At 66.1% G+C, this 16,770-nt stretch carries 8 protein-coding genes; 1 reads left to right on the top strand and 7 read right to left on the bottom strand.

Annotated elements, in window-relative coordinates:
* Positions 1–38 precede the first annotated feature (38 nt).
* On the top strand, positions 39–374 hold the full coding sequence (locus ACFP2E_RS03025) for a YnfA family protein (RefSeq protein WP_378522384.1): 336 nt from the start codon (positions 39–41) through the stop codon (positions 372–374).
* 269 nt (positions 375–643) lie between these two features.
* On the opposite strand, the gene ACFP2E_RS03020 is transcribed toward ACFP2E_RS03025, so the two are convergent.
* The 7 genes from ACFP2E_RS03020 to ACFP2E_RS02990 form a co-directional block, all read right to left on the bottom strand.
* The gene (locus ACFP2E_RS03020; protein ID WP_378522383.1) at positions 644–1,030 is read right to left on the bottom strand and encodes a hypothetical protein; all 387 of its coding nucleotides are present in this window, start codon (positions 1,028–1,030) and stop codon (positions 644–646) included.
* Positions 1,031–1,033: 3 nt separating this feature from the next.
* Positions 1,034–7,069: a DUF6531 domain-containing protein gene (locus ACFP2E_RS03015; protein WP_378522382.1), complete on the bottom strand. Its 6,036-nt coding sequence runs from the start codon at positions 7,067–7,069 to the stop codon at positions 1,034–1,036.
* 820 nt (positions 7,070–7,889) lie between these two features.
* Positions 7,890–9,746 carry a competence protein CoiA family protein gene (locus ACFP2E_RS03010; protein ID WP_378522381.1) on the bottom strand — a complete coding sequence of 619 codons (1,857 nt, stop codon included), beginning with the start codon at positions 9,744–9,746 and terminating at the stop codon, positions 7,890–7,892.
* Between the two features lie 190 nt (positions 9,747–9,936).
* Entirely contained in the window at positions 9,937–11,181 is a 1,245-nt protein-coding gene (locus tag ACFP2E_RS03005) for a hypothetical protein (protein ID WP_378522380.1), read from the bottom strand.
* A 125-nt stretch (positions 11,182–11,306) separates the two neighbouring features.
* On the bottom strand, positions 11,307–12,152 hold the full coding sequence (locus ACFP2E_RS03000; protein ID WP_378522379.1) for a hypothetical protein: 846 nt from the start codon (positions 12,150–12,152) through the stop codon (positions 11,307–11,309).
* A gap of 4 nt (positions 12,153–12,156) precedes the next feature.
* A complete protein-coding gene (locus tag ACFP2E_RS02995) occupies positions 12,157–14,880 on the bottom strand; it encodes a DEAD/DEAH box helicase family protein (protein ID WP_378522378.1) in 2,724 nt (907 codons plus the stop codon).
* A 2-nt stretch (positions 14,881–14,882) separates the two neighbouring features.
* Positions 14,883–16,706 (bottom strand): site-specific DNA-methyltransferase, encoded by a 1,824-nt coding sequence (locus ACFP2E_RS02990; protein WP_378522377.1) that lies wholly within the window; start codon positions 16,704–16,706, stop codon positions 14,883–14,885.
* Positions 16,707–16,770: the final 64 nt, after the last annotated feature.

Raw genomic sequence — 16,770 nt, 5'->3', positions numbered from 1 at the left:
TAGGGCTCGGCCACGGCCACGATCGGCAGACTGGGCGCATGACGATCGGGAAGTCGCTCGTGCTGTTCGCCGTGGCCGCGCTGTTCGAGATCGGCGGCGCCTGGCTGGTGTGGCAGGGCGTGCGCGAGCACCGCGGCCTGCTCTGGATCGGCGCCGGCGTGATCGCGCTCGGCCTCTACGGCTTCGCCGCCACCCTCCAGCCGGAGGCGCACTTCGGCCGCATCCTCGCGGCGTACGGCGGCGTCTTCGTCGCCGGCTCGCTCGCGTGGGGCGTGGTCGTCGACGGCTTCCGTCCGGACCGGTACGACGTGATCGGCGCACTCGTCTGCCTCGTCGGCGTCGCCGTGATCATGTACTCCCCGCGCGCCGCCTGACCGCGACCTCCGCGCCCGACCTGTGCGGTGGATCCGGCGTGCCTGGTACGCCGGATCCACCGCACAGACCGCAAATGCACGAGAGCCCCGGACCGGAGTCCGGGGCTCTCGCAGCTGGCGGGCTGGAGACGAAAGTGTGTTCGCGCAGGTCAGGAGCGGGTTCTGGGGGCCCGGAAATCCTGTTTCCCCGCGCCGATCGAGGAGTTTCCCCGCGCCCCGCTGCGCTCAGATCGCATGCCTTGCCAAGGACACAGGGTGCCATCAACTACCTAGAGGAGACTTTCTAGCGAGAAATCTGCCGGGGCGGCGTCATCCGTCGAAGGAAACTCGACGATAGTGCCGTCCTCCGCGAGGAAGAACACGCTGTGCCCGCCCGAATATCCGAGCGGAATGAACCTGCCAGCGAGCAAGTCCGGGGCCTCAGACTGAGGATCGTCGGGCAGGATGTCCAGCACCTCCACGAAGTCCACGACCAGGTAGTCCCTCCTCCGGAGCCGGAACTTGCTGCCATGCAAGCGCGCGACGGTGGCGCGAGCGCCGGGCCAGAGTTCATACCCCTGGCGACGAAGCAACTCAACGATGTACTCGATCTCGACTGGGTCTGATGGTGTTCGTTCCGAGGCGCTCCGAAGACCCCGCCTGTTCATGCCGCGCACGCTCTACCTTCCCCTCTGGTTCGGAACCCACGATTCGCAATTTGGGCAGTACGAAGCGGGTTTCGACTTCTTGCCTACCCAAGAGGCACTAACAATCAGGTCATCCAGCCTCGCTCCATCCGCGATGGCCCTCGAACAGGCGGCGGCCTCGGCGCAGTTGCGGGCGCTGTTCTTGTTGTGGTTGTTCAGGCTTCGTATCGGCAGCCGGGCACGAAGCCTCCATGGCATCCTCAACCCCGCATGGGTGACTTGACCGTTGAGACCCGGGTAGACAGCACCCCTGACGGGATCGAACGCAATCGCGGCCACCCGAGGTTTGCGACCGGACACCCGTGTCCCACCGGCATAGGCAGCCTGAGCGTAGTCATCGGACATGCCTTGAACGAACGCGCGAAGCGCGTCGTCAGCACTGCGAGCAGTGGCTTCCGCGCCCTTGGCAGCGCCACCGAACGGCACGAAGAAGGTCGCGAGCGTCGCTGCGTAGCCTCCGCCGAGGCTTTCGGCGGAGCAGGGGTCTCCCCAGCCAGCGGAGCCGGGGAGCAGGCCAAGCATCTTCGCGGGGCTGGCGAAGGTGCCGAACTGGTAGAGGCCGTCGACGTAGCCGCTCCATACGTCGCTCACCTGTGAGGCGGTGATCGAGGTGAAGGAGTCCCGGTAGCCGGAGATTCCGGGTGCGGTCTGGTACTGCCATTCGAGGGCGAGGCGCGCCTTGGCTGCTTCGGCGGTCACCTGTGCACCGGCGAACTGGTAGCCGACCTCTCGCTTAATGTCGGCCCAGCCCCAGAGGCCGCTCGGGTCGGTGTAGAGGAGGGGGTTGTTGTTGGCGTAGGCGTAGAGGCTGGTGCCGGGGACGGCGTCGAGGGTTCCGCCGAGGGGGTCGGTGGCGGTGAAGCGCCCGAGAGCGGGGTCGTATTGGCGGGCGCGGAGGTTGTAGAGCCCGGTGGTGGGGTCGAGGTACTCGCCGGTGTACCGGTACGGCTGGTGGGCGGGTGCTCCGGCCGCGTCGGGTGCGGGTGGTCCGCGCTGTTCGCCGTAGGGCGTGTAGTCGTAGGAGAGGGCGCGTTCGCCGGTGGTGTCGGTGACCTCGGTGACCGAGCCGAGGTGGTCGGTCAGGTAGTACCAGTCGGCGGGCGTGCTGGTGCCGTCGTCGGCGCGCATGCTGTTGGGCGTGCCGTCGGGGTTGTACGTGTAGGTGTGCTGGGTGGTGTCGGTGGTGTCGGTGGTTTCGCTGGCGAGCATCGGGAGCGGGTTGTTGGCGTCCCACGCGTAGCGGGTGGTTCGTCCGCCGGTGGTGGCGGTGGCCCGGTTCCCGTTGCCGTCGTACTCGTACTCGGTGGTGACGGTGCCCGTGGAGGGCGCGGCGGCGGGGCTGGTGACGCTGGTGGTGCGTCCGGCGAGGTCGTAGGTGTAGGTGCGGGTGCCGTCGGCGGTGAGGTTGCCGTCGGCGTCGTAGGTGTAGGCGTTGTTGACCGGGCCGGTGCCTTGCTGGGAGGTCACCATGCGTCCGGTGTTGTCGTAGGTGAAGGTCGTGGTGACCCCATTGGCGACGTGCCTGGTGCGGTTACCGGCCGGGTCGTACTCGTACCGGGTGGGCACCGTGTTCGTGCCCGTGCAGGGTGCTGCGGTGACGCACTCGTGGGTGACCCGGTCGGCGTTGTCGTAGAGCCACTGGCGGGTCGTGGTGGTGCCGTTGCGGGTGATGTCGAGACGGGTCGGGTTCCCGGCGAGGTCGTAGGTGTAGTCGCGGGTGGCGAGTGTCCCGGTCGGGGTCTGGTGGGTCAGTTTGGTGACCTGTCCGAGGGGGTCGCGGGTGTACTGCTTCGCGGTTCCGTTGGGGAGGTTCAGACTGGCGAGGAGCCCGTCGGCGTCGTAGGTGTAGGTGGTGGGGGTGCTGGTTCCCCGGGTCATGGTGACGGGCAGGTTGTCGCCGTTGTAGGTGGTGGCGAGGGTGCCTGCCGGGCCGTTGACGGTGGTGAGGTTGCCGACCTTGTCGTAGCCGTAGGTGAACGCGGTGGCGGCGGTGGTGACGCCGGTGAGCCGGTCCAGGGTGTCGTAGGCGTAGGTGGTGGTGCCGGTGCCGTCGGTCATGGTGGTGCGGCGGCTGGCGGGGTCGTACTCGTAGGCCACGTCGGGGGTGGTGTCGGAGTAGTCGACGTTGAGGAGCCGTCCGAGGGGGTCGTAGTCGTACGTGGTGGTGCCGCGCGGCCCCTCGACGGAAGCGAGGTCTCCGGAGGGCGTGTACTGGTAGGTGGTGACCTTGTTCTTCGGGTCGGTGACCGTCGCGATGCGGCCTGCCGCGTCGTAGGCGTACGTGAGGGTGCCGCCGAGCGGGTTGGCCTTGGTGACGACGTTGCCTTCGGCGTCGTAGGTGTAGGTGAGGGCACCTGCGCCGTACCGGACCGTGCGGGTGAGGCGGCTCAGCGTGTCGTAGGTGTTCTCGGTCTTGCGGCCCAGCGGGGTCGTGATGAAGGTGTTCCGACCGGCCTGGTCGTAGGTGTAGGCGGTGACCGCTCCGCGCGGGTCGGTGACGGCGGTGAGGTTGCCGTCAAGGTCGTAGGTGTACCGGGTCCGATAGGTGTCGGGGTTGGCTCCCTGTTCGTTGCCGCGCGGGGTCACGGTGGAGGCGACCCGCCCGTCCGGGGTGTAGGACCAGGTGGTCGTGCGGCCCATGTGGGTGGTCTCGGAGGTCCGGTTCGAGGCGAGGTCGTAGCCGTAGGTGGTGGTGTGGCCCTTGGCGTCGGTGGTGGAGACCTGCCGGTTCGCCTTGTCGTAGGTGAAGGTGGTCTCATTGCCGTCGGCGTCGACGAGCGAGGTCAGGTTGCCGTTGGCGTCGTAGCCGTACTCGGTGACCGCGCCGACCGGGTTCGTCACGCTGGCGATGCGACCGTCGGGGTCGTAGGCGGTGCGGGTGACGATCGGGTCGCCGCCGTTCGGGTTGGGCACTCGCACGCTGGTGGTGCGCCCGGCCGCGTCGTACCCGAACGTGGTCGTGTACGCGTCACGCACCGGTTCGGTGGCGGACGGGGCGTTGCCCTGCGGGCGGGTCACCGACGCGACCTCGCCATACGCGTTGTACGTGTACGTGGTGCGTGCCCCGGTCGGGTCGGTCACCGATGCGATGAGCCCGGTGGGGTCGTAGTCGTAGGTGGTGGTCTTTCCGAGCCGGTTCGTGTACGAGGTGAGCCGGTGGGCCTTGTCGTAGGTGAAGGACTCGGCCTTGAACTCCGCGTTCTCCCGCTTGGTGACGTTGCCTGCCTTGTCGTAGGTCAACGTGAGCGCGGTCCCCAGGTGCGGGCGGGACACCGTCCACAGCCGACCGCTCGACCAGTACGTGTACGTGGTCGTGAACCATGCCGGGTCCGCTCCCGCCGCGTTGCCGCGCGGGTCGGTGACCGACTTGAGGAGCCCCTCGGGGGTGTAGGTGCGGGTCTCGGTCGCCCCGCCCGGCGAGACCGTCTTGATGAGACGCCCCGCCGTGTCGTAGGTGAGGGCCGTGGTGTTGCCGCGCTCATCGGTGATCGCGGTGATGTCGCCGGGGTGTGCCGGGTCACCGTAGGTGTAGGAGCGGGTCGCTTCCTGGTCGGCGTTCAACGGCACCGTGCTGGACTCCAGCCGCCCCAGCGTGTCGTAGACGTTGGTTGCGGTGACGCCCTTCGGGGACGTCACCGTCTTCACGTCACCGAACGCGTTGTAGGTCCACTTCGTGACCGCACCCGTCGGCGAGGTGACGCTGAGCCGGTCACCACGGCTGTTGTAGGAAATGAAGGTCGTCCGACCGAGCGGGTCGGTGACGGCGACCGGCTGCCCGGTCGGCCCGTTCTGGTAGGTCCACGTGCGCGGAGCCGACCCCTCCGGGTCCTGCACCTTCTGCGCCAGCCACCCGTTGTCGTAGACGTACCGGGTGGCCCGCCCAGCCTGGTCCGTCACCGTCGTCGACGTCGTCCCCGCCGCCCCGGCAGCGGAGTCGTAGGCGAAGCGGGTCTCGCCGCCCACCGGATCCTTCTGAACCACGACGCGTCCGCTGGCGTCGTAGACGTTGGTGGTGGTCGAGGTCGGGGAGAGGTTGGGGCCGGTGAGGGTCTCCAACTGGTGGCCGCTGGTGTACGTGTACTTCCAGCCCTTGCCCGCCTGATCGGTGGCGCTGAGCATGCGCCCCTGCGCGTCGTAGGCGTAGCGCACCGACAGGTTGCCCGGCCCCTTGACCGCGTCGACGCGGCCACTCGACTGGTAGGTGAGGGTCAGCGTTCCAGCGCCCCCAACGATGGAGGTGACACGCTCGGGGTTCGCGGCATCCGCGCGCACCAGGTCGACGCCTTCGCCGTGACGGTCAGCAATGCGCGTCAGCCGACCCGCCGGGCCGAACCGGAACTCGGTGCCGTCGCGGCGGGTGAAGACCCAGCCCCCGGTCTCCGTCTTTGCGAGGGTGGCGGTGAGGTTCGATTCCGACGGCAACGGCTGCCCGTCCGGGCCGACGACGTAAACCGCAGACGACCCGTTCTCCTGCAACACCCGCACCACGCCATCAGCGGCCGCGGCACTGTCGTCGACACGCATGTCCAGCATCGACGTCCACCCGCGACCCAGCAGACCATCGGCGGTGCGTGACGACGAGTACGACCGCGACCATGTCAGCGGGAACCGGCCCGGCACCACGATGTCGGTCTCGTTGAGCCAGAACTCGCCGGTGACCGTGTTCACCGGGTCCGCACAGTGGCACTGCGGATTGTTCGCCGACGGATTCCCGCCACCCGACGAGGACGCCGGGTCAAACCCGATGCGCCCCGTGTCCGCCGAGAAGCCGAGCGAGTCGGCCTGCACGTCGTCGCCGTAGTAGCGCGCGACCGTGGCGTAGAAGTCGCCTCCAGACTCGCTGACGGTTGCCGTGCACGTGTTGGTGCTGCCGCCCGCCTGGCACCAGGTCAGACGGCTCCCGGTCGTCTGGTCGTAGATGTGGATGTACCAGGGCCAGGCGAGGTTCTGGTTGGCGGTGGCCGTGACCGTCGCGCCACTCCGAGCCAGCGACAGATACCAGCGTTCGCGCTTCGCCGCCACGGTGTTGCTGGTCGCCTGAACGTCGTCGCCGTAGTAGGCGGCCACCTGAGCGATGTAGGTGTGGGGGCCGTCGCTGTCGAACCGGGTGGAGACCGTACAGGTGTTGATGCTGCCGCCCGCCTGGCATGAGGTCAGACGGCTCCCGGTCGTCTGGTCGTAGATGTGGATGTAGTACGGCCAGGCGAGGTTCTGGTTGGCGGTGGCCGTAAGCGTGACCTGCTCGCCCGTCGCGAACACCGTCTTGTCGCTCGTGAGGCCAACGCTCCATGCGGCGCGAGCCGACGACACCTCGTTGCTGACCGCCTGAATGTCGTCGCCGTAGTAGGCCGCCACGGTGGCGATGTAGGTGTGAGGGCCACCGCTGTCGAACCGGGTCGAGGCCGTGCATGTGTTGGTGCTGCCGCCCACCTGGCACGAGGTCAGACGGCTCCCGGTCGTCTGGTCGTAGATGTGGATGTAGTACGGCCAGGCGAGGTTCTGGTTGGCGGTCGCGGTGAGCGTGAACTGCTCGCCCGTCGCGAACACCGTCCGGTCGATGTCAAGCGTGAGCGACCACGCAGCCCGCTCAGCGGAGACGGTGTTGCTGGTCGCCTGAATGTCGTCGCCGTAGTAGGCCGCCACGGTGGCGTAGTAGGTGTGAGGGCCACCGTTGTCGAAGCGGGTCGAGACCGTGCACGTGTTGATGCCCTCGCCCGGCTGGCACGAGGATAGGCGGCTGCCGGTCGTCTGGTCGTAGATGTGGATGTAGTAGGGCCACGCGAGAGCCTGATTGGTTGTCGCAGTGAGGGTCACCTGCTCGCCCGTCGCAAACACCGTCTTGTCGATCGTCAGCCCCACCGACCACGCACTCGGCTCCTCCGCGCTGTACATGGACGCTGCCTGCGCGACGGCCTGAGCGGGGACGGAAAGCCCACCGGCGCACAGCGCCACCGCCAGTACGGCGATCAGGGCGCGAAGGGCGAACGACCAGCGAGAGGTGAGGAACATGCGACCGCTTTCAAGTTACGTGCAGACGTCCGCCTCGGCCCGGGACGGGGGAGGCGCGGCGCAACGCTAGGTCGCAAGCCAGACAGGACCTGTGACGTTCTTGGACGCCGCCTAAGGAACTCGAATTGGCAGACGTGAGCAGGTAGGACTGGCAGGCGGTTTAGCGATCGCACAGAGCGTTGGCGTAGTCCAATTCATTGGAGTACCCGGGGAAAGCGCTGGGGTTCGCTTCGTACCGGGCGTACGCATCCTCAAGGCATCGCACTTCCTCTTGCACCATCCGGTCAGTCTCGTCACTCGGCTGATACTCGCTCGGGTAATCACGTGACGGGTCAACGCTGTCGTCTTCGCCACCGAACACCGACCCGAGGACTGCCATGATGATGAAGATGAGGAACACCACCATGCAGCCCTGCCCCTTGGGCGGCGCTGCAGGAGAGTTCAGATTCGCTGTCATGTGGTCCGTATCGGACGTGGTGTGGGGTTGCTGGACGCTCCCACTGACATCCTCTGACCGGAGCAGCCGGTCCATCGCGTGGGTCGGGCAGTAGTTGTTGCCCGTGGCGATAACCGCTCCGCAGTCCGCGCATCGACTGTTCATGGCGTCGGTATCGGACGTTGCGTGGGGTTGCTGGACGCTTCCGCTCGCGGGGGTGGGCGATCCATACTGTCGACGTGTTGGGCGGTTGCGAGGGGTGCTGACAGGCTTCTCGACCCGCCCCGTGCTCCGGCGCTCCGTTTTGGGTGTGCCGGGCCGACCGGGTGGCCCGAGCCGTTGTCGCAGGCGGCTCGGGCCACACGACCATCGGGCCGCTCGGGCCTAGCGGGTGTAGATGCTGTCGTCCTCGGCGTGAGACTTCAGGAGCCCCCGTTGCTTGAGGTTGTACAGGTAGGCGTCGATAGCGGTGAGCACCTCGTCGGGTGTGCCGGTGAAGGTGATTCCGGCCCCTGTCAGGGTGGCGAGCGCCAGTTGTGGGGTGATGAAGGTGCCCTCGGGTGGCCCGGCGATGTGGGCCATGTAGATGTGGGCGTGCCAGTGCGCGGGGGCGGCGTCGATGGCGGCGAGGTGCTCACCGCCGGGCCACTTGATGGCGTTGGGGACTTGCCCGTCGTGGGCGTCAAGGACTGCTGCGTGGATGTCGGAGGCGAGCCAGCGTTGCTCGTGTTCTGCCTTGCGTCGGTCGATCTCGGCTAGCCGGTCGCGTTGGGCCTGCCAGTCGCGGCTTTGGTCGGCCTCGATCCTGGCTTGTCGTTCCTTGCGGAGGGCGGCGAGGCGTCGGGCTTCGGCGTCGGCGGCTTCTTGTGATGCGCGCGTGCGCTGCAGGTGTTCGGCGCGGACCTGTCGGAGGCGTTCTGCTTCGGCTGCTCGTGCCTGTTGTTCCTGTTCGAGGTCGTGGAAGTTCGATCGGATGCTGATGTGGGTGATGCGGCGACGTGGGTCGCGGTGGATGGTCGTCAGGCCGCATCTCGCGAGGGCTTCGAGGAAGGCTGCTAGTGCCTTGAATCGGTTGCGCCAGTCGTTGTTGGTGGTGATGCCTTCGGCGGCGAGCGCGGACCAGCAGTCGTTGATGGTGAACGTGTCACCGACTGCGCGGTCGTGGATGCACTTCTCGTAGATGGCGAGGTGCCAGTGGGTGGGTGAGGCGTGGATCCACCACCATTCGCCGGTGCCGTCGGCCAGTACGGCGGGGATGTGCCCGTTCCAGCGGTGCTGGGCGATTGCTTTGAGGGGCGAGTTGTTCCAGCGCTGGGTGTTGCGTTCCTCGAAGAGACGATCGCGATCCAACTTTGCTTCGCGCCGTGCGCGCTCTGCCTGCTCGGCTTGGAGGAGCCGTTGTTCTGCTTCTCGTCGTGCGGCTTCGCGTTCGGCTTCGGCTTTGTCGATGCGTCGCATGGTGGGTGTGACGAGCCCTCGGGCAGGGTCGAGGTGGCAGTCGTCAATGTGGTCGAGTGCTAGCCATCCGTCCCCGTCGTCGGGGGACATGCGAACGGTGTGGGCTTGGTCGCTGGTGATGGTTCCGATGTACTTGGAGAGCGGGTTGATGACGAGGACGTGTTGCCCGGCGGATGCGATGGCGAGACCGAGTTCGGGGACCTTGACGGCGTTGGACCAGTCGCCGTGCGCCCAATCGGGCTTGCGGCGGACCCGGATCTTGGTGTGACCGAGTAGCCACACGCAGGGGATTCCCTTGTTCCGGTACTCGTCGTCCTTCTTGTCCCAGTCAGCGACGGCGTAGGGCTTGTATTCGACCTCGAATGCGGTCTGCTGCCCCGGAGCCCAGGTCACCATGACATCGGCGATGCGGTGCATGGCGGTGGCGGGGTCCTTGACGGTGTGTTCCTCATGGACGGATGCGCCCTGCGGGAGCCTGGCGGTGGCCCAGGCGGCGAGCATGGCTTTCGCGGCAAGGTGGTTCTGGCTTTCACCTCCGGAGCCATGCGGTGAGGTGCCGTAGTGCTTGAAATGGTCGCGGCGCATGCCGCCGGAGGTGGTGATGGGAGCCGTGCAGTCGGGGACGATGCACGACCACTCGGCCTTCGCCTGTTCGCGAACCTCGTCGGCGGTGCCGACCTCGATGTAGACCGGAGCCCCGTTCTGGTCGCGCGCCCAGACCTGCCTTGGGTCGTCGGTCAGGAACTCCTTGAGGACCAAGGGGTCGTGGCGGCGCGCTGTCACATGGGGATCATCGGAGGTCCCGCCGACAGGCTTGACTCACGGTTGTCCCGCCTGTGCATGTTGAACGCGGCGGTGGTCCACTGTGGCCTGTAGGGCTTTGTTCTTCGTCAGTCACCTGGCCGAGTGCTCTGCACGTCAGCGGTGGGCCGGGCGGCCGTCCACCTGGACGGTGGTGGGTGGGCTGCGTCGCCTACGACTCGTCTTGCCGGAGGAGTTCCTCCATCAGGTCGCGGTAGAAAGCGCTGTATGCGTCGCGCCAGTTCGGCTCGGTCGGAGCAACCTCTTCCGCGAAGCGACGGATCTGCCCTGACCATAGACCTCGTTGTTCGAGCCCCGGCTGGGCAAGGGTCATCAACGCGCTGCGCGGATAGGTCGTCCGGCGCGCCGCGACCCGCTCCCATACGAACCGCTGCAAGTTCAAGGCTGAATCCACGGCCGCTTGAGCCTCGCGAGGGCTAGGCATGTACCCCGCATGAACTACACGATGTCGCAGGCGGTAGCAGTTGGTGTACCAGTCGCCGATTGCGCCGGACTTGGTCGACCAAGTGCCTTGGAGACGTGACGGGTATTCACGGGTGACACGACGCAGAACCTTGCCGTGTTCAAAGATTGGAGCCGCTGCCTGTGGGTCGGCTCCTTCTTCCCACAAGAGCAACGCAAGCACTGTGTCGAGCAGGACTTCGCAGGACGTGTTCGCCTGGATTACGGCGTTCGACATCTCCCCGGTGTCCCGTAGGGCGCGGTGTGCCTCGATGAACCGTTCACGCCACAGATTGGTGGGGTTCCCTCGTTCCTGCTCCCTCATCCAGTAGTCGAAGCGCTCCGCAACGTCGCTGTCCCACTCCTTGCCAGCAAATGGGTCCGCGAGGTTCGGGTGGTCGAGCATGATGACCGACGCATCGCCCCAGTCACCGACCGGCTTCGTGAACACGTGCGTCTCGCCGTCCACGAGCATGGTCTCGCGAATGCCGGGCGCCGAGTAGACGAGCACCGGGTTCGGCAGCCGCACGTAGTCCAGCGCCCCGTAAGTCGACTCGGTTGCCTGTCGATGCGCCCTCAACACTCGGTCCGTCAGTGCGATGCACCGCGTTAGTGCGTCGGCGCGAGGCGACCACAGCCGCGGATCGTGGGCGTCCTCGTCAGGAATGGTGTCGGGTGACTGGTGAGTGGTCACCGCTTCGACCACAGTGTGCTGGACGGTGACACCGACGGCGGTGTGTGCGCCCCCAGTGTGCTTGGGCAGTGCGGGTGCTCGTGCGGTGACAGACATCAGGGCGCGCAGTGACGACTCCATGCGACCGCCAGGCACGTCAGCCTGATAGAAGGTCAAGCCGACGAACGGGTCGTCAGCGCGCCTTTCGTGGGGCTGGCCGTCGCCGACCGTCCCGGCGAACTGAAACCCATCCGGAACCGCAACAGGCTCGGGCAGCACCATGAAGAACCGTAGGAGGTCTACCTCTTCTCGTTGCTGCACCGTTCCATGGGCAGACGAATCACGCTTCGGCACACGAGACCATCGTTTGAACCACTTGGAAGCCTTCAACTGACGGGCCTCGCGACTCAGGATGACGTGTCGCGGGCGTCGACGAAGCGCGCGCGAAGGGTTGCCAGCGTGGTCTTGCCGCCTGCGTCCTCGATGGCCCAGAAGTCCCAGCCGTTGGCTGCGCCACCCTTGACGGCTGATGCGGCGGACGACGGCGTGGGATGCGCAGTCCCGTTCACGGTAATGCTGCCGTCGGCGTTCACGATGCCGTTGGCGGGCCAGACGGAGTTGGTGGAGACGACCGGAGCGCCGGAGGGCAGGTGCCCGGCGTCGAGGACGTCCTTGAGAGTGATGCCGTGGAACCGGCTGGTGCGCGCCGACTTTGTGGTCGTGCTGACGGTGCCGGTGTCATCAGCGGTGGCCGGGTCGTAGCCGATGAGCCGCAGGATGCGGGAGATGGGTACGACAGCGTTCTCCAGCGAGGCGCGTTCGAACGGCGGGAGGGTCTCGTCGGAGGGGCGGTTGCCGTTGTGTGGGCGGGCGTCCTCGGCGGCATCGAGCAGGTCGTACAGGCGCCCTTCCAGCCACGCAACCTGTGCGGAGTTGAACCCGAACGTGGTGTCGCGCTGGATGAGGACGGCTCGCCGCCAATGGTCCTTGTTGCGGAGGTGGTCCCGGAGCCGGGTGCGGATGCCTGCGGGGGCCTTGCCGACGTAGCAGCCCCACGAGCCGTCGGCGGCGGGTGGGTCGAGGAGGATGTAGACGCCGGGGCGGTCCCACTCCTCAGCGCTGATGCGGAGTGCGTGGTCTCGTTCGACGATGGCGAACCGCAGGGCCGCGTGTTGGTCGAACAGCACTACGGCGTCCGCCGCTGTCTCGGGCAGGAGTGTGGTGATGGGGAGCGCGGTGTCGTGTCCGGTCATGGCCTCAGACCACCTTGTCCGCGTCATCGACGACATCGAAGTCAACGTCGTCGAGGGCGGCGAAGTGGGCGAACCCGAAGTCGACCTTCAACTTCTCGGAGGGTCGCAACTTGGTGGTGTCCTGGTGGGGCTTGGATTCGCGGACCAGGTAGAGCCGCTGTTCGCCGTCGTTCTCCTGCTTGATGAAGGCCCAGTCGGGGTTGTACTTGCCGACGGGGGTGTCGATGGTGAACCAGCGGGGCAGTTTGAGGAAGACCTTGACGTCCTCGTGGTCGTCGAGGCGCTTGGCGATCTTGGCTTCGAGGTCGGAGTCCCAGACGACGTGGGTGTAGGGGCTCTTGTCGCTGTTCTCGACGGGGTAGACGCGGCTGGCGAGTTCTTCGCGCTCGTCGTCGTCGAGGAACAGGCTCATCTCGTAGATCGCGTCGTCGCCGGTGCCGCGCTTCTCGTACTGGACACCGCCATCGGCGAGGAGTTCGGCGAGCGTCTGGTCGATGGAGTCCTTGGCCTGCTCGATGAACTGCTGCGGGTTGACGCGTACCTCGCCGAGTCGTCCGGACTGGATGAGGATTTGGGCGATGGTGGACCGGCTGACGGGGACGAGCCGGGTGAGGTTTCCCAGCAGGTCGGGGATCGGGTAGGAGGACTCGACCGCGATGGAGCCCTTCTCCGCGACTCGGTTGGCCGTGATGCCCTCGTTGGTGAGGTCGAGGGTGGCCTTGACGGTGTGAATCTTGGCTCCGGCCAGGTCGGGCTTCCGCTTGAGTCGGTCAGCGGCCTTCGCGATGAGGTCCTCGGTGCTGTAACTGACGCGGTAGGAGGTGCGGTGCTTGATGCGGTTCCACAAGTCGGTGAACAGGGCGCTGTCCCAGTTCTTACGAAGCCGCACGGTCTCGCGGGGAGCGCGAGCGTTCTCGACCTTCTGCTTGGTGAACTTCTCGCCGGTCTCGTCCTCGATTTCCTTCTGCAGGGTGGTGGCGAACTCCTCGTACGCTTCGTTTGCGACGACGGTGAGGATCGCGACCTTGGGGTCGGTGCATCGGGTGCCGTCGGCGGAGACGGGGAGGCGGAGGCCGCGTCCGATTTCCTGCCGCTTCTTCACTTCGGAGACGGAGTCGTTGAGGGTGCAGATGACGAAGACGTTCGGATTGTCCCAGCCTTCGCGCAGCGCAGAGTGGGAGAAGATGAAGCGCAGCGGCTCGTCGGTGGAGAGCAGCAACTGCTTGTTCTTCATGATCTTCTCGTAGGCGGTGACCTCTTCGGCGCTGCCGGTGCCCTTGGTGTCCTTGGCGTTGCCCTTCTTGTCCGTGGCGAAGTAGCCGTCGTGGACGAGGTCGGCTTCGGGCAGGTCGAGGTCCTGGTACTTCGGCTTGGCCTTGGCGGCGTTGTATTCCTCGGTGAACCAGGTCCGGAACTTGGCGTCGTCGGGAACGTAGTTGGCGACCTTGTCGATGAAGAACAGGCTCAGCACCTTCGTTGGCGCGACGTTGGGTTCCTTGGCGCGGCGCTGGAAGTCGAGTTCTCGGTCGAGGTGCTGCTCGATGGCGGTGCGGATCTGCCTGCGCTGGATCTCGTCGCGGGATGCGCCTTCCACGTCTCCGGTCTCCACGAGCACACCGTTGGTGAACTCCACGTAGTCGCTCTCGGCGTTGATGTCCTCGACGACGTACCCGGCGTAGTTGTCCAGCCCGGTGGCTTCGTGGAGGTCGGTGGGCTTGTTGCCGCCGGTGACGGTGATCTTCTTGCGCTTGAGGCCGGTGTCGGTGAAGGTGGCGACCTCCAGTTGCGCGGTCACGGTCGTCTTCTTGGGGGTGATTTTGAGGACCCGGATGTAGGGCTTGTTGCCGTTGAGTTCCTCGGTGACGGACCAGACGGCGATGCGCTTGACGAGGCCCAGGTCGTAGGCGTCGACGGGGGTGAGCCGGTAGACCTGGTGGTACCGGTTGCGGTGGGTGGCGGAGTACCGGAGCGTCACCGCAGGGTTGAGCGAGGCGATGGCCTGCTTGGCGGTCTCGGACTCCATGTTCTGGGGCTCGTCGAGAATGACGATGGGGTTCGTCCCTCGGATGAAGTCGATCGGCCGGTGGCCCATCATCTCGTCCTGCGCGTTGTGGATCTTGTTCGTGTCGGTCTTGTTGAAGGCGTCGATGTTGATGATGAGGAACTGCATCGAGTTGGCGTTGGCGTAGCCACGGAGCCGTGAGAGGTCCTTGGAGTCGTACTTGACGACCCCGTAGGGAGCGCCGTCGTAGATGCTGGCGAAGTGGTCCTTGAGCATGTGGAGGCTCTGCTCGACTCCCTCGCGGATGGCGACGGAGGGGACCACGATGACGAACTTCGTGAAGCCGTATTCCTGGTTCAGTTCGATGGCGGTGCGCAGGTAGACGTAGGTCTTGCCGGTGCCTGTCTCCATCTCGACCGAGAAGTCCCAGGAGGCGAGCGTGTCCACGGCGTCCTCGGCGAGCCCTCGGTAGGAGTCGGGGATGCGGTTCTGCTTCTGGACGATGTCGAGGTTGGCGCGCACCTGTTCCTCGGCGAGCACGATGTTGTTGCCGTAGCCGTACTCGGAGATGAGTGCGCCCAGCGCGCCTCCGCTGTTGGCAACCTCGAACTGGCTGGGTGCGATGGTCTGGCCTCGGAACAGGTCAACGACAGCGCGAATGGCGTCCTGCTGGTACTCCTGGTCCGGGTCGAACTGGATCTCGACCGGCTTCACGCTCTTCGTCACTGTCACACCGTTCGCATCGTGATGTTCGCGTTCTGGAGTCGGTAGAACGCATTGCTCTTTGCCTCGTCGTTATCGGCAAAGGCGGTGTCGAGCATGACGACGCGGCGGACTCCGAGGCCGCAGAGTGCGTCGGCGAGTTCGGGGGTGGCGGTGCGGGCTAGGCAGACCGCGATCTTGTTGTCGCCAGCGATGGACACGCGCTCTCCGGCAACGTCGACGTGTCTGAGCGGCAGGTCCAGCGGCACGCCTTCCTTGAGGAGGACTTCGGCAACGATGCCTTCGTTGGTCGCGTCCGAGGTGAGGCTGTCGGCGAACAGCATGAGGTGGTCGGCGAGGTCCTCAGCGTCGGTGGGAGCCGTCGAGGGGTCCCACACCTTGAAGTTGCTGGGGGCCAGTTGGAGGTAGCGGAAGCCGAAGGTGCCCTTGGGACACCCGGCTGCGGTGGTCGAGTCGCGGGTCGCCTCGACTGTTGCAGCGATCCGGGTGCGGGCGATGTCGGCGACGGTCTCGTAGTCCCCGTGCCCGGTCGGCTCCGGGTACTGCACCGTGATGAAGCGGCGGTTACCGCCGTCCTCGGCGTTCATCTGGAGTACCGCGTCGGCGGTGGAGCCGGATCCCGCAAAGAAGTCGAGAACCAGGTCATTGGAGTGCGCGTCGGTGGCGAGGGTGAGCATCCGCTTGATGAGCCGGGTCGGCTTTGGTGTGTCGAAGACGCTGTCAGAGGACTCGAAGGTGACGCGCTCGATGAGTTCCTTCTTTGCGTCCTGGTTGTGTCCAACCTCGCTGTAGGGCCACAGCGTCTGGGGCACGCGTCCCTGCTTGACCTCGGTGAGGAACCGCTTGATGGAGGGGACGCTGTTTCCGTCCTTGCCCCACCAGATGCGCCCGTCGGCGTCGAGTTCCTTGAACTTCTCCTCCGAGTAGCGCCAGTAGGAGCCGGACGGTGGGCCGGGAATGACCCGTCCGCTCGGGCAGGCGAGGGCGTACGTGCCCTTGCTGTAGTAGTTCCGCGCCGACAAGTCGCTGCTCTTCCACGGGCCGCGCGGATCGTTGTCGGGGTTGGAGTAAGCCTCGTCCTGTTTGGCCGTACGGGGCAGCAGATTGGGGGTCCACTCGTTGGCGTTGCGGGCGTAGATAACCACGTAGTCGTGATCCTCCGACAGGTGCCGCGCGGTGCTCTTAGGGGAGTAGACCTTCTGCCAGATCACGGTGGCGATGAAGTTCTCGGGCCCGAACACCTCATCCATGAGGTGACGCAGGTTGTGGACCTCGTGGTCGTCGATGCTGACGAAGATGACGCCGTCCTGCGTGAGGAGGTTCCGGGCAAGGGACAGCCGGGGGTACATCATGCTGAGCCAGCCCGAGTGACGACGGCCCGAGGTTTCCTTGCGACTGGACTTGAGGGTTCCGTCGTCGGCGACCTGTCCGGTCAGTTGGAGGTAGTTGTCCAGCCCGTGGGTGAAGTCGTCGTTGTAGAGCCAGTTGCGGTTGCCGGTGTTGTACGGCGGGTCGATGTAGATCATCTTGACCTGATCGTTGTACCCGCGCTGGAGCAGCCGGAGCACCTCCAGGTTGTCGCCCTCGATGACGAGATTGCGTGCCGCGCCATAGTCGATCGACTTGTCGAGGCTGGGCCGCAAGGAGCCGACGCTGCCCACCTGCAGGGCGGACTGTGCTTCCGCCTTGCCCGCCCACGTCAGCCCGTATCGCTCGACCGACGGGTCCGTGGAGGAACCGAGGACCTCGGCTGCCTTGACGGGGTCGAACCTGCCGTCCGCGAACGCCTCGGGCAGGATGCTCTGGAGGGCTTGCAGCCGCTCGTCCATCGCGCTGTCAACGTGCAGGTCGACTCGCCCGAGTTCCACTCTTCACCGCTCCCCAATAGCCCTA

Origin of the sequence: Nocardioides sp. GCM10027114 (assembly GCF_042659625.1) — a bacterium.
Lineage (GTDB): Bacteria > Actinomycetota > Actinomycetes > Propionibacteriales > Nocardioidaceae > Nocardioides.
Note: the sequence above shows the minus strand (reverse complement) of the source record. Positions and strands in the feature narration are given on the sequence as shown.

Coding starts and splice junctions, on each gene's coding strand:
- ACFP2E_RS03000 (WP_378522379.1), bottom strand. CDS start 12,152: ATGACCGGACACGACACCGCGCTCCCCATCACCACACTCCTGCCCGAG.
- ACFP2E_RS03005 (WP_378522380.1), bottom strand. CDS start 11,181: ATGGTGCTGCCCGAGCCTGTTGCGGTTCCGGATGGGTTTCAGTTCGCC.
- ACFP2E_RS03015 (WP_378522382.1), bottom strand. CDS start 7,069: ATGTTCCTCACCTCTCGCTGGTCGTTCGCCCTTCGCGCCCTGATCGCC.
- ACFP2E_RS03025 (WP_378522384.1), top strand. CDS start 39: ATGACGATCGGGAAGTCGCTCGTGCTGTTCGCCGTGGCCGCGCTGTTC.
- ACFP2E_RS02990 (WP_378522377.1), bottom strand. CDS start 16,706: ATGGACGAGCGGCTGCAAGCCCTCCAGAGCATCCTGCCCGAGGCGTTC.